This is a genomic window from Komagataeibacter sp. NFXK3, from assembly GCF_054182245.1.
Genome location: NZ_JAPIVJ010000003.1, coordinates 282185 through 295056 on the forward strand (window position 1 = coordinate 282185; position 12872 = coordinate 295056).

Annotated in this window: 12 protein-coding genes; 5 read left to right on the forward strand and 7 right to left on the reverse strand. The window is 63.6% G+C overall.

Annotated elements, in window-relative coordinates:
* The first annotated feature begins 287 nt into the window (after nucleotides 1-287).
* Entirely contained in the window at nucleotides 288-1229 is a 942-nt protein-coding gene (locus OQZ28_RS05415; protein WP_458135402.1) for an AEC family transporter, read from the forward strand.
* An 8-nt stretch (nucleotides 1230-1237) separates the two neighbouring features.
* Here the strand turns inward: OQZ28_RS05415 and OQZ28_RS05420 are convergent, their stop codons facing one another.
* Nucleotides 1238-2173, reverse strand: coding sequence for a DMT family transporter (locus tag OQZ28_RS05420; protein WP_458135403.1), 936 nt, complete (start codon nucleotides 2171-2173; stop codon nucleotides 1238-1240).
* A 191-nt stretch (nucleotides 2174-2364) separates the two neighbouring features.
* Here OQZ28_RS05420 and OQZ28_RS05425 point away from each other — a divergent pair, with 191 nt between their 5' ends.
* Complete coding sequence (locus tag OQZ28_RS05425; protein WP_458135404.1) at nucleotides 2365-3786, forward strand: FAD-binding oxidoreductase; 1422 nt, start codon at nucleotides 2365-2367, stop codon at nucleotides 3784-3786.
* Nucleotides 3787-3793: 7 nt separating this feature from the next.
* Here OQZ28_RS05425 and OQZ28_RS05430 read toward each other — a convergent pair whose 3' ends face one another.
* The 4 genes from OQZ28_RS05430 to OQZ28_RS05445 all read right to left on the reverse strand — a co-directional run bounded on the left by OQZ28_RS05430 (nucleotide 3794) and on the right by OQZ28_RS05445 (nucleotide 8833).
* Nucleotides 3794-5410, reverse strand: coding sequence for a glycosyltransferase family 9 protein (locus OQZ28_RS05430; RefSeq protein ID WP_458135405.1), 1617 nt, complete (start codon nucleotides 5408-5410; stop codon nucleotides 3794-3796).
* 170 nt (nucleotides 5411-5580) lie between these two features.
* Nucleotides 5581-5964, reverse strand: coding sequence for a DUF4112 domain-containing protein (locus OQZ28_RS05435; protein ID WP_458135406.1), 384 nt, complete (start codon nucleotides 5962-5964; stop codon nucleotides 5581-5583).
* A 95-nt stretch (nucleotides 5965-6059) separates the two neighbouring features.
* Nucleotides 6060-6374, reverse strand: coding sequence for an Rdx family protein (locus tag OQZ28_RS05440; protein ID WP_130732234.1), 315 nt, complete (start codon nucleotides 6372-6374; stop codon nucleotides 6060-6062).
* Nucleotides 6375-6730: 356 nt separating this feature from the next.
* On the reverse strand, nucleotides 6731-8833 hold the full coding sequence (locus OQZ28_RS05445) for a catalase (protein WP_458135407.1): 2103 nt from the start codon (nucleotides 8831-8833) through the stop codon (nucleotides 6731-6733).
* 159 nt (nucleotides 8834-8992) lie between these two features.
* Between OQZ28_RS05445 and OQZ28_RS05450 the strand changes: the two genes are divergently transcribed.
* The 3 genes from OQZ28_RS05450 to OQZ28_RS05460 all read left to right on the forward strand — a co-directional run bounded on the left by OQZ28_RS05450 (nucleotide 8993) and on the right by OQZ28_RS05460 (nucleotide 11704).
* Entirely contained in the window at nucleotides 8993-9814 is an 822-nt protein-coding gene (locus OQZ28_RS05450; RefSeq protein ID WP_458135408.1) for a creatininase family protein, read from the forward strand.
* 52 nt (nucleotides 9815-9866) lie between these two features.
* Complete coding sequence (locus OQZ28_RS05455; protein WP_458135409.1) at nucleotides 9867-11021, forward strand: YVTN family beta-propeller repeat protein; 1155 nt, start codon at nucleotides 9867-9869, stop codon at nucleotides 11019-11021.
* Between the two features lie 146 nt (nucleotides 11022-11167).
* Complete coding sequence (locus OQZ28_RS05460) at nucleotides 11168-11704, forward strand: methylated-DNA--[protein]-cysteine S-methyltransferase (RefSeq protein ID WP_458135410.1); 537 nt, start codon at nucleotides 11168-11170, stop codon at nucleotides 11702-11704.
* A 132-nt stretch (nucleotides 11705-11836) separates the two neighbouring features.
* Here OQZ28_RS05460 and OQZ28_RS05465 read toward each other — a convergent pair whose 3' ends face one another.
* Nucleotides 11837-12214: a PRC-barrel domain-containing protein gene (locus OQZ28_RS05465; RefSeq protein ID WP_130732224.1), complete on the reverse strand. Its 378-nt coding sequence runs from the start codon at nucleotides 12212-12214 to the stop codon at nucleotides 11837-11839.
* A gap of 144 nt (nucleotides 12215-12358) precedes the next feature.
* On the reverse strand, nucleotides 12359-12718 hold the full coding sequence (locus OQZ28_RS05470; protein WP_130732222.1) for a con-10 family general stress protein: 360 nt from the start codon (nucleotides 12716-12718) through the stop codon (nucleotides 12359-12361).
* Nucleotides 12719-12872: the final 154 nt, after the last annotated feature.

The window sequence follows — 12872 nt, forward strand, 5'->3', positions numbered from 1 at the left end:
ATAATTTTCGTTTTTAAGAGATAATGTAAAGTCTATTTGACAAATTTTCAATAAAATATGTCAAATTATTTCTGTAAAATGACAATAATACTTAATAAAAATTGTAAAATTTTTTGTGAGTGTTTTCTGAACTCCTTGAAATGCATGTAATTTCCATAAAAAGAAAAACCCGATCCAAAATACCAGGCACACCATTGCCATATCCGCGCAGGTCTGCTCAGGATTGTTTTTGGCAGTTCCCCAGCCGGGCTGGCGTGGGTGCGCGTAGGATAAGGCCGTTTCATTCCATGCTTTCGACCATTATTGCCGCGATGTTGCCTCTCATTGTGGTGTTTGTGCTGGGGTACCGCGCCGGGTGGCACCATGATTTTGATGGCACGCATGTCGCTGTCCTGAACCGGCTGGTCATGCTCTATGCGTTTCCGCTCAACCTGTTTGTGGGTATCGCCCGCATGCCGCGCACCATCCTTGCAGGCCAGATGCCGCTGGCGGCTTCGGTCTTCGGGCTCATGTGCGCCAGTTTTGCCGTGGCGTATGGGGTGTCACGCTATGTGGCGCGCCGTGGCGGGGCGGCAGCGGCGTTGCAGGGGCTGGCCATTGGCGCGCCCTCGGTGCCCTTTATCGGTTCCGCCATGCTGCCGGTCCTGATCGGGCATGACAGCACGGCGGTGGCCATATCGGCCGCGGTCTTTGCCATGGTGCTGGTCCAGACCCCGGTGTGCATGATGATGCTGGGCCATGATGCAACGGTGGCGGATGGCGCATCGGTCAGTTTCGTGGGGCAGGTGGGGGCCGCGCTGAAGGAACCGATCGTGTGGGCGCCGCTTCTGGCAACAGCGCTGGTGGCGCTGGACGTGCATATTCCCCGCCCGTTGCTTGGCGCCATGGGCCTGTTGGGCAATACCGCCACGGGTGTCGCGCTGTTTGCATCGGGCGTGGTGCTGTTCCTGCAGCGCGTGCACATTACGCTGCCGGTGGTGATGACGGTGCTCGCGCGCAACATTGTCGTGCCCGCCGGGGCCTGGCTGGTGCTGGTGGCGCTGGGCCTGCCGCATGATGTCATCCGCGCCACCGTGCTCACGCTGTCCATCCCGGTGGGCACGGTCGTGGTCATTCTCGCGGTCCGTTTCAAAACCGATGAGCAGGAGGCGGCGTCAACCCTGTTCCTCAGCGCGGTCGCATCCGTGCTGACCATGGTGCTGTTCATCCTGCTAACCGCGCAGCATTGAGGCTGCCTTCAGCCCCGATCGGGTTCATAGGTCTCGGCCCGCCGCCGGGCCGCGCGGCGTTCCTTCAGCACCAGTTCGCCGTAAAGGATATGCTGGCGGATCCAGTTGATCATGCCCGATAGCGTGACCACGATAATGCCCGCAAACGTCCAGCCATCAAGCGGCTGGTGAAACAGGAAGTAGCTGAACGCCACGGCCCATAGCATCTGGCTGTACTGGGGCAGGGCCACGCGGTTGGCGGGGGCGCGCGCGGTTGCCATCATCATGAATAGCTGGCCAAGGGCTGCAAGAAAGCCGTAGCCGAACAGGAACATCCACGTTTTCAGCCCGTGTGGCCAGTGCGCGTGGGCCAGCATCAGCACGCCGTCGCCCACCAGCGGGCCGAACAGGCTTGAGCCGAACAGCGAGAGCCGGGGCGTGTCATTGCCCGCCAGCCGGTAGGCAATCACGCCCACGGCATTGGCGATGGCGGCAACCAGCGCGCACAGATGCCCCAGGTGCAGCGCCCGCACGCCCGGCCGCAACACGATCAGCACGCCCAGGAAACCCAGAATGACCGAAAGCCACGCCCAGCCTGATACCTTCTCATGCAGCAGGGTCACGGACAGGATGGTAACGAAAAGCGGCATGAGGAACATGAGCGAGAGCGCCTCAGGCATGGGCAGCAGCATGAAGGCTTCAACGCTGGCGGCGGTGGCGGCAAAGGTGGCCACGGCGCGCACCACCCACATGAGCGGATGGGTGGGCGCGAAAATATCGCGGTAGGATTCGTTTTTGTTGCGGATGAAGGGAATGATGAGAAAGCCGAATACGCCACCGGAGAAGGCAACCTCGAACGGGTCAAGCTGGCCTGCGAGCAGCTTGGAATAGGCATCACTGATCGAGAACGAGGAAAATGCGGCAAAGGCCAGCATCATGCCCGAGGTAAGAAAGGCCAAGTTCATCTGTTTCCCCCCGTTTTGCGGCGTGCATTTGGGCATTATAGGGCAGCAGGCGCAAGGCCCGGTTGCCAGCAGATGCCTGAAAAAAAAGGCATGACGGGCATGCTGGCCCGCCAGCCGCCCCGTCTGGCCGTGTGCCGGGATATGCTGTTACACTAAGGCGACCTGTTTGATTTTCTGCCTGGACACCTTGCATGACCGACACGCCCGCCTTGCCCGCAGCCCGCCTTCAGGCCGCCCTGACCACCATCCGCGAAGGCGGCCTCGCGGCACAGGTCAGCACGTCGCCCTCGGTGCTTGAGGCCCATAGCCATGGCGAGGCCATGGAGGCCGCCTGCCTGCCCGGCGCCGTGGTCTTTGCCCGCAAGACAGAGGATGTGGCCACCGTGCTGCGCGCCTGCCATGCCAATGCGGTGCCGCTGGTGGCTTTCGGGGCCGGCACGTCGGTCGAGGGGCATGTGACACCTGCCGAACACGCCATCAGCCTCGACCTGTCAGAGATGACCGCCATTGTCGAGATGAACCCCGAGGACCTGGACTGCCGCGTGCAGGCCGGGCTGACGCGGCAAGCGCTCAATGCCCAGATCCGCGATACGGGGCTGTTCTTTCCGGTTGATCCGGGTGGCGAGGCCACGCTGGGCGGCATGTGCGCCACGCGCGCCTCGGGCACGGCTGCGGTGCGCTATGGCACCATGAAGGAGAACGTGCTGGGCCTGACCGTGGTGCTGGCCACGGGCGAGGTGATCCGCACGGGCGGGCGGGTGCGCAAGTCATCCACCGGCTATGACCTGACATCGCTGTTCATCGGCTCGGAAGGCACGCTGGGCATCATTACCGAGGTGCAGTTGCGCCTGCATGGCCGCCCCGAAACGCTTTCCGCCGCCGTATGCCAGTTTGCCGACCTCAATGACGCGGTGCGGACCGCAATCGAGATCATCCAGTGCGGCATTCCCATCAGCCGGGTTGAACTGCTTGATGACGTGCAGATGGCGGCCTCGATCCGGTACTCGAAGCTGGATGGCTATCAGGACCTCACCACGCTGTTCTTCGAGTTCGGGGGCGCGCCCGCAAGCGTGCAGGAGCAGGTGGCGGCGACCGAGGCCATTGCGCTCTCCAATAACGGGCTGGCCTTCGCCTGGGCTGACACGGCGGAGGACCGCACCCGGTTGTGGAAGGCCCGCCACGATGCCTTCTGGGCCGCCAAGGCCATCGAGCCCACGGCCCGCGTCATTTCAACCGACTGCATCGTGCCGATCTCGAAGCTGGGCGAACTGATTGCGGGCGTGCGCGAAGATATCGCCGCATCCGGCCTGCGCGTGCCGCTTTTGGGGCATGTGGGCGATGGCAATTTTCACTCCCTCATCATCACCGATGATACGCCCGCGGGCCATGCCCGTGCGCTGGAGCTTGACCGCAAGATCGTGCACCGGGCGCTGGCGCTGGGTGGCTCATGCAGCGGTGAACATGGCGTGGGCATGGGCAAGCTCGAATTTCTCGAGACCGAGCACGGCGCGGGCACGCTTGCGGTCATGCGCGCGCTCAAGCACACCATGGACCCGCTCAACATCCTCAACCCCGGCAAGCTGCTGCCGCCGGGGCGTGTCTATCAGGGCTAGGCGCTTTTCAGGAGGCGGGCTGCAGGCGTGATGGCGGCAGGTCGCGCTTGGCCAGCATGCTGCACAGGCGGCGGACCACATCATCCCACTGCCCGGTGCGGATCTGGCGGATGATGCGCAGGGTGGGGTACCACGGGCTGTCGGTGCGGCCCGAGAGCCAGCGCCAGCAATTGTCAAACCGGTCGAGCAGCAGCACCGGGCAGCCCAGCGCGCCAGCAAGATGGGCGACCGAGGTATCAACCGACACCACCACATCAAGGCCCGCGATGAGGGCTGCCGTATCATCCATGTCCCGCACGCTTTCCATGGGGGCGTGCAGGTGCATGCCGGCGGGCATGTCCATCATCTGCGTGGCGTAGGTGCCCATCTGCAGGCTGACCAGCGAGATGCCGGGCACGCCTGCCAGCGGGGCCAGGCTGCGTAGCGGGATGGAGCGCCTGCGGTCCATGGCGTGGGCTGCGGGCACGTCCGGCCTGCTGGCCCCGCCCCATACCAGCCCCACCCGCAAGGTGGGGCGCGGCGGCAGGAAAGGCGCCCAGGCCCGCACGCGGCCCGCATCGGCATGCAGGTAGGGCACCGCAACGCCTGCATGGCCCGGCATGCGGTGCAGCACATGGGGCAGGCTGAGGAAAGGGCAGTGCCAGTCATAAAACGGCACGGGCTGGCGGTCATTGAACACGCGGCGCACGCCATCCATGCGGCGGATCAGGCCGTGCAGCGTATCAGGGGCCTGCACGATCACGCGTGCGCCCAGGGCGGCCAGCACTGGCACGAAGCGCAGCATCATCAGCATGTCGCCCAATCCACCCTCGCGCGTGATGAGGATGGTTTTGCCTCGCAGGTCGGCATCGGGCGCCAGCACGGGCAGGGTGCTGGTAGCGGGCAGGCGCGCGCGGCCGGGGAGCTTGCGCCGCCATTCATATTCGGCCCAGCCCCGGGCCATCTGCCCGTTCTTGAGCAGGGTCAGGGCATGGTTCAGGCGCAGGCTGGCATCATCGGGGCGCAGCGCGAGGGCGCGGGCATGGATTGTGAGCGACTCATCGGTGCGGTTCCAGCCCGCCAGCAGGTGCGCGAGATTGGCATGCGTCATGGCGCTGCGGGGGTGGTGTTCCAGAATGTAAAGCAGCAGGTCGCGCCCGGCAGCGTATTCGCCCTGTTCCATCAGGCACACGGCCATGAGGTTGCCGGTGGTGAGCTGCGCGGGTGACAGGCTCAGCCCGTCAGTCAGCACGGCATGCGCCTCCGCCGTGCGGCCGCGTTGCAGCAGCAGCTCGCCCAGCATGTCATGCGTGCGGATATCCTGCCCCGCGCGCTGGCGCACGGCGCGGAGCACGGCTTCGGCTTCATCCACGCGCTCATGGGGCAGCAGCAGGTCGAGCATGTCGCGTGCGGGGTGGCGGGCACCAGGATTGGCCACGGCCTGCCGGCACAGCAGGCGGGCCGCTTCCTGCACCCTGTTGCACCCTGCATGGGCATGCGCGAGCAGAAGCTCGACATTGGGGGAAGGCGTGCAGCCTTCCAGCACGGCACGGGCCTGGGCAAACTGGCCCTGGCGCAGCAGGCCGAGCGCATCGGCAAGCATGGCATTGGTGGCGTTGGCCATGCGGGGAGCTTTTTTGTTCATGCCACGCCATTGCCTGCGGGTGGACGGTCATGACATGCGACACGACAGGCACGGGCTATGGGCAGGCCTGCCTGCGCGGCATGAAGGAAGGAGAGAGGCATGAAAGGCGGATTTCTTTAATTTCAGTCAGGGGCGTGGGGCGCATAGTGTAGCGCTCCTGCCGCGCACGTCTAGGGCGTGGACAGGCCCAGATGCGTCTCCAGCAGCGCCACGTTGCGCAGGTCGGCCTTGAAGGCGGTATCAAAGATATCGCCCAGCACGGGCACGATGTCAGCCGCCGCCTCGATCAGCACATTGGCCAGCATGCGCGCCAGCACTGTCTGGCTTGCGCCAAGCTTCCAGCTTTTCCAGACGATGTAGAGGGAAGGGACAAGCATGATCGCCGTACCGCCCACGGGCAGCAGACCGATGACCGTATCAAGCCCCCAGCGCGCCTTCGTGCCGGGAATACGGAAGGCGGCGTCAAGCAGGGTCGCCAATTTCCGCAGCCGTGCCACTTCAGCACGGATATCGGCAGGCCGCGCGCGGGCGGCCAAGGAAGCAGAAGCGTTCATGCTGTTATAATGGGGTGTGCCATGGCGCGTTACAATGCGGCCCGATTCAGGATGCGCGCCTTGATGGCTGATGAGGATTGCGGGTGAGGCTTTCCCTAACCGGGCGTGCCTCCATCGCGATCAATATGGCCCATGTCGCGCCCCGGCGCGATCACGTCGCGCACGCGCTGCTTAAGTTCCTTGGGGCCGGGAAAGCCGCCATCACGCTTGCGTTCCCATACAAGCTGGCTGTTGACCGTGACCTCGAACCGGCCGCCACTTGCCGGGATGAGGCTGACGCTGCCCAGCTCCTCCCCAAAGGTGGAAAGCAGTTCCTGCGCCATCCATGCCGCTCGCAGCAGCCAGTTGCAGCGCGTGCAGTACAGGATGGAAATGTCGGGGCGGCCAGTCGTGGGGATCGGGTCGGTCATGGAGCGTTCCTCCTGTCTCATCCAGCCGGACGGCGCCGCCCGGCTGCCTTGGTGGGTATCATGCACCGTGAACGGATATAGCGGCTTTCAGGCCATGAAGCACCGGAAACCTTGCGGGCCAGGAGTGCCAGGCGGGAATTCTACAAGGTGGTTCACAACGTGCAGGGGCAAGTCGAAAACATTCCGGGCCCAGCAACCAGGTTGGCAGCCTTCCGGTTCCACAAGGGGCATCCCGCCTGGCCCGTTTCCTGGGGTTTTGCCTTTGTTTTTACTGGCGAGACATTTGTTACGCGCCTGATCGGGGCGAGTCCGGACTGCCCCGCCCCCATGGCAGGTGGCGGGGCAGTGCAGCGTGTTCAGACCGCGTGGACCTGACCCTCACGCGACCACAGGCGCAGCGCCCTGCAGGTCTGGATGAAGGTCGTGGCATCATCCGCGCTTTCCAGCGCGATCACGCCGCGGTCGCGTGCGCGAGGGTGCAGGCCGGCTGCGGCCAGCAGGATCTCGGCGGCATCATTATGCGCGATGAACTTGGCGTGGGCGAAGGCATCGGCAATGAAGTCGCGCATGGTGGCTTCATGGCGCAGCAGGTTCGCCCCTTCCACCGTGGGCAGCAGGGCCACGGCATCATACAGCACGGACGGGCCGCCATTGATCTTCTGCTGGGCCACGATCTCGTTGCCTGCGCTGTCGGTAATGCCCGCCACGGTGGGGGCGATCAGTTCAACCGTGCCATCCACGGCCTCGGTCGCGGCAATCAGGGCCGAGAGCAGGTCGGCATTCACGCCATTGCTCACCACGATGCCCAGCTTGCGGCCTGCAAAGCTGTCCGGCCCGTTCTTGAGGATGCTCAGCGCGGGCGAGGGGGCCAGTCCCTCCACCACCGGGCGGGCGGCGCGGGCAGGCTCGGGTAGGGGCGAGAGGCCAAGCCCGCTGGCCACCCCTTCAGCCAGCGCCTGATCGACATGCAGCAGGTGGCTGACCATGCGCGCGCGGATGGCGGGGGTCTCGACCTTGCTCAGCTCGAACACGAAGGCATCGCGCATGTGGGTCTGTTCCACCGGCGTCTGGCTGATATAGAACTGCCGGGCCTGGCTGTAATGGTCGGCGAAGGTTTCCGAACGCTGGCGCAGCTTGGGGCCGGATTCGGGCTCGGGGTAGGAGGTATAGCCCGCAGGTGTCTCGCGCGGGCCGGCGGTGGGCTGCGACCAGGAATTGGGCTCGTAATTGGCCCGCCCCTTCGGGTTGTGCATGGCCATGTGCCCATCCTGCTGGAAGTTGGCGAACGGGCATTTGGGCGCGTTTATGGGGATATGCGTGAAGTTGGGGCCGCCGAGGCGCTTGGTCTGGGTGTCGAGGTAGGAGAAATTGCGCCCCTGCAGCAGCGGGTCGTTGGTAAAATCGATGCCGGGGATGATGTTCTGGGTGCAGAACGCCACCTGCTCGGTCTCGGCAAAGAAATTGTCGGGCATGCGGTCAAGCACCAGGCGGCCCACGCGGCGCACGGGCACCAGCTCCTCGGGGATGAGCTTGGTGGGGTCGAGGATGTCAAAGTCGAAGCTGTCGGCAAAGGCATCATCAAACAGCTGCACGCCCAGTTCCCATTCGGGGAAGTTGCCTGTCTTGATGGCCTGCCATAGGTCGCGGCGGTGGAAATCGGGGTCGGCGCCGTTGATCTTGAGCGCCTCGTTCCACACCACCGATTGCAGGCCCAGCTTTGGCTTCCAGTGGAATTTGACGTAGGTGGACTGCCCCTCGGCATCGATCAGGCGGAAGGTATGCACCCCGAACCCCTCCATGAAGCGGAAGGAGCGGGGAATGGCGCGATCCGACATGGCCCAGCAGACCATGTGCGTGGCCTCGGGCGAGAGCGAGACGAAATCCCAGAAATTGTCGTGTGCGGTCTGCGCCTGCGGAAAGTCGCGGTCCGGCTCCTGCTTGGCGGCATGCACGAAATCGGGGAACTTGATGGCATCCTGAATGAAGAAGACCGGGATATTGTTGCCCACCAGATCCCAGTTGCCCTGGCTGGTATAGAGCTTGACGGCAAAGCCGCGCACGTCGCGCACCACATCGGCCGAGCCCTTGTTGCCCGCCACGGTGGAAAACCGCACGAAGGCAGGCGTGCGCTCGCCCACCTTGTTGAAAATATCGGCCTTGCACACATCGGCCAGGCTGTCGGTCAGTTCAAAATAGCCATGTGCGCCATAGCCACGGGCATGGACCACGCGCTCGGGGATGCGCTCATGGTCGAAATGGAAGATCTTTTCCCGGAAATGGAAATCCTCCATCAGGGCCGGACCACGCGCGCCCGCACGCAGGGTATTCTGGTCATCTGACACCGCCAGCCCTTGCTGGGTGGTCATGACCGGCGTATCGCCGCCAGCGGTCTGGTGGGTTTCGCCACCGGCGCCAGTATGGGTCGCCACGGCCTTGAGGGCTTTGGGTGTTTTTGTCATGAGGGGGTGTGTGTCCGTGCTGGAGAGCGGGAGATGTGGCTTTTCCAACGGGTATGGGTGAGCAGGGTTTCATGCATGTGTCGTATGACTGTTGCCAATCGTGCCGCTACAGGGCACAGGAGCGCATGAATCGCTTGTTGCAGGAGAGCCTTGCCATCCATGCGTAACCGTCCGGCCTTTGTTGCCGCATGCAGCCTGCTTGCCGCCCTGTGGTGCGGCCCGGCCGCAGCCAGCCCCGACACGGTCGATTTTACGGACCTGACCTGGACCGAAATCCGCAATGCGGTGCAGGGGGGGGATACAACCATCATCGTGCCGGTTGGCGGCACGGAACAGAGCGGGCCTTACATTGCGGTGGGCAAGCATGACGTGCGCGCCCTGCTGCTCGCCCGCCGCATTGCGCGGGCAGCGGGGCATGCCCTCGTGGCCCCGGTGGTGGCCTACGTGCCCGAAGGTGGCACGGCGCCACGCACATCGCACATGCGCTTTCCCGGCACCATAAGCATAACCCCCGCCACGTTCCGCGCCTTGCTCAGTGATGCGGCCGAGAGCTTTCGCGTGCAGGGCTTTACGCGCGTGGTGCTGATTGGCGACCATGGCGGCTACCAGAAGGATCTGCGCGCCGTAGCCGATACGCTCAACCACCGCTGGCAGGGCACGGGGGCGCATGTTCTGTACGTGCCCGCCTATTACGACGTGGTGCCGGGCGCCTACGCCACCTGGCTGCGCCAGCATGGCCATGCGGCGGAGGTGGGCATGCACGCCGACCTGTCGGACACTTCACTGATGCTGGCCCTCGACCCGGCCCTCGTGCGCACGCAGGCGCTGCGGGCCGCCCCCTTGCCTGGCGCAGCCCAGGGCGTGTATGGTGGCGACCCGCGGCGTGCCGATGCGGCCCTTGGGCAGGTGGGGGCGGACATGCAGGTCAACGCGACGGTGGCGGCCATGCAACACGACCTAACAGGACGGAATTCGCCCTGATTGCGCCGCTGCCACGGCGTGCTATAGGGGCCGCGACGAACAGGATCACACTATGACACACAAGAAAAAACTACCGGTTCTGGGGCTGGGCATGCTGCTGCTGCAAGGCGGGGTGGCGATGGCGCAGGCTGTTGACACCATTCCCGGCATGCCGCCCGTGCTCGACCCCCACAACATCTATACCGAGACCCGGGCCAACAACCTCAACCCCAAGGTGGCCAAGGATCCGCCACGCATTTACGTGCCCAACCTGCGCTCGAACAATGTGTACGTGATCGACCCGCAGACCTATACGGTCATCTCGCGCTTCAAGGTGGGCAAGAGCCCGCAGCACGTCGTGCCCGCATGGGACCTGCGCACCCTGTGGGTGACCAACAATGCCGAGGGTACGACCAACGGCACGCTCACGCCCATCGACCCGCGCACCACCCTGCCGCTGCCTGAAGTGGCGGTGGATGATCCGTACAACATGTATTTCACGCCCGATGGCAAATCCGCCATCACGGTGGCCGAGGCGCGGCAGAGGCTCGATTTCCGTGATCCGCACACCATGGAACTGCAGGGCTCGGTCTCGGTGCCGCAGTGCAAGGGTGTCAATCACGCCGATTTTTCCATCGACGGGCGTTACGCCATCTTTACCTGTGAGTTTGGCGGCTACCTGGCCAAGGTCGATACCGTCAACCGCACGGTCATGGGCTACCTCAAGCTCTCTGGTGGCGGCATGCCGCAGGATATCCTGACCGCGCCCGACGGGCATAAATTCTACGTGGCCGACATGCATGCCGATGGCGTGTTTGTCATTGATGGCGACAGCTTCCGCGAGACGGGCTTCATCCCCACCGGCATTGGCACCCATGGCCTGTACCCCAGCCGTGATGGCACGAAGATGTATGTCGCCAACCGTGGCTCGCACAAGATCCACGGACCGCCGCACAGCAAGGCGGGTGGCGTGAGCGTGATCGATTTCGCGACCGATAGGGTGGTGGCCAACTGGCCCATTCCCGGCGGTGGCAGCCCGGATATGGGCAATGTCAGCAATGACGGCAGGACGCTATGGCTTTCCGGCCGGTTTGATGATGTCGTCTACGCCATCGACACCACCACGGGCGCCATGCGCAAGATTCCCGTGGGGCTGGAACCTCACGGCCTGACCGTCTGGCCGCAGCCGGGTCGTTACTCGGTCGGGCATACCGGAATCCTGCGCTAAAATATTATTATCAAAAGATAAAAATTTTTGAGTGCCGCCTTTTTCCAAAAAGGCGGCCTCTTTTTTTTGAGCCTGAAACAAAACTTTTGCATGATGGCCCGCTCTTTGCTGCAATACACGCCACACGCAATGAGGGTTGCCGGCTCATGACAGCATCCAGACAGGACGCCGAGATCCGTTTCATCATCGGGCCTTCAGGCCTCGGCATGGTCATGGTGGCACTCGGCCCGGAGGGGCTTGCGGCCATCATGCTCGATACGGATGAGCGCGCGCTGCAAAAGGCTGTTCTGGCGTCTTTTCCCGCAGCACAGGTGGGGGGTGCGGATGATGCGGCGCTGGCACATTCCCTTGAGGTCGTGACCGCCTGCATCGAGGCCCCGTGGGCCATGCCCGACCTGCCGCTTGCGCTGCAGGGAACACCCTTCCAGCTTCAGGTATGGCGGGCCTTGCGCGGCATACCGTGCGGCCAGACCGTGACCTATGGCGAACTTGCGGCCAGCATTGGCAGGCCAGGTGCCGTGCGGGCAGTCGCCGGGGCCTGTGCTGCCAACCGGCTGGCCGTGGTGGTGCCCTGCCACCGCGTTATCCGCCACGATGGTAGCCTGTCGGGTTATCGCTGGGGTGTTGAGCGCAAGCAGGCCCTTCTGGCGCGGGAGCGGGCCTGGCGTGCAGGAGAGAAATGATAACGGTTTTTTGGTGAGGTCTTTTTTAAAGCGGTGATCCTTCAAGCTTCACCAAAAAACTTCATTCAAAAAAAACCGCAGGGTGGCCCAAGGCCATCACCTGCGGTTCCAGTTTACGGCCTGTAGCCTGTTTTAGACGTGGGGCAACCCGCCATAATAGGTATCAACCTGCTGGCCATAGGTGCTATTGCTCCAGTCAGGCGACATGTCCTGCGCATAGGCCGGTGCGCCTTCAAGCTGCTCGCGCGTGAGGGACACGATGTAGCCGCCCTGGGCGGGGTCGTAATGCAGGGCTTTCCAGGGTAGGGGATGATAGCTGTTCCCCATGCCCATGAAGCCGCCAAAGCTCATGACAACATAGGCGACATCGCCTGAAATCTTGTCGACCATGAAATACTTGACCGTGCCCAGTTTTTCGCCCGCCGGTGAATACACGGCCGTGCCTTCAACCTGGTCAGACGAAATGAGGTCATGCTTGTTGGTCATTGTGTTGCTTGCCGTAGCAGACATGTAACTTCTCCTTGCCGGTTCTGTTCGTGCCGCGCCGCGCAGGGGCATGCCTGCCTTCTTGTGTCGCTGTGGCGCGGGTTCTGTTACAAAGGGGGGAGGAGGCACGGCACCGCCGTGGCCTCCTGCTGCCCTGGGCCGGTGCGTTCAGGTTTTGGTGTGGCTGTGCTGGCCGCCCTTGCGCCCGGCCTGTGCCGCCCGCTCGGGGTCATCGGCAAAATTGCCGGAATGGTGTTCTGTGCCCTTGTGGCTGGCCTGAGTGGTTTTTCCCGCTTCATGGCCCGTGCCGCCGTGGCTGTGCTGGCCACCCTTGCGGCCCGCCTCGGCAGCACGTTCGGGGTCACGGGCAAAGTTGCCAGAACTGTTCTGGCCCCCCTTATGCCCGGCCTCGGCCGCTTTTGCGCGATCATTGGCGAAATTGCCGGGATTATGCGCGGCACCGCCACCCCCGCGGCTATCGGCAGGAGCCAGGGCGATACGGTTATGCAGGGAGATATGAGAATTCATGATCTTCACCTTTCGCTGGCAGCGGCTACAGGGGACCCTTGTTTTTCCCCCGTTCCCTCAAGGGGTGTGACGGAGGAAGCGATCCCGGGAACGCCCGCTGTGAAGGGATCAACGATGCATCCCTTTCCCGGTTGCGGTCGGGTCGAATAAAATA

Coding starts and splice junctions, on each gene's coding strand:
- OQZ28_RS05415 (WP_458135402.1), top strand. CDS start 288: ATGCTTTCGACCATTATTGCCGCGATGTTGCCTCTCATTGTGGTGTTT.
- OQZ28_RS05420 (WP_458135403.1), bottom strand. CDS start 2,173: ATGAACTTGGCCTTTCTTACCTCGGGCATGATGCTGGCCTTTGCCGCA.
- OQZ28_RS05425 (WP_458135404.1), top strand. CDS start 2,365: ATGACCGACACGCCCGCCTTGCCCGCAGCCCGCCTTCAGGCCGCCCTG.
- OQZ28_RS05430 (WP_458135405.1), bottom strand. CDS start 5,410: ATGAACAAAAAAGCTCCCCGCATGGCCAACGCCACCAATGCCATGCTT.
- OQZ28_RS05435 (WP_458135406.1), bottom strand. CDS start 5,964: ATGAACGCTTCTGCTTCCTTGGCCGCCCGCGCGCGGCCTGCCGATATC.
- OQZ28_RS05440 (WP_130732234.1), bottom strand. CDS start 6,374: ATGACCGACCCGATCCCCACGACTGGCCGCCCCGACATTTCCATCCTG.
- OQZ28_RS05445 (WP_458135407.1), bottom strand. CDS start 8,833: ATGACAAAAACACCCAAAGCCCTCAAGGCCGTGGCGACCCATACTGGC.
- OQZ28_RS05450 (WP_458135408.1), top strand. CDS start 8,993: ATGCGTAACCGTCCGGCCTTTGTTGCCGCATGCAGCCTGCTTGCCGCC.
- OQZ28_RS05455 (WP_458135409.1), top strand. CDS start 9,867: ATGACACACAAGAAAAAACTACCGGTTCTGGGGCTGGGCATGCTGCTG.
- OQZ28_RS05460 (WP_458135410.1), top strand. CDS start 11,168: ATGACAGCATCCAGACAGGACGCCGAGATCCGTTTCATCATCGGGCCT.
- OQZ28_RS05465 (WP_130732224.1), bottom strand. CDS start 12,214: ATGTCTGCTACGGCAAGCAACACAATGACCAACAAGCATGACCTCATT.
- OQZ28_RS05470 (WP_130732222.1), bottom strand. CDS start 12,718: ATGAATTCTCATATCTCCCTGCATAACCGTATCGCCCTGGCTCCTGCC.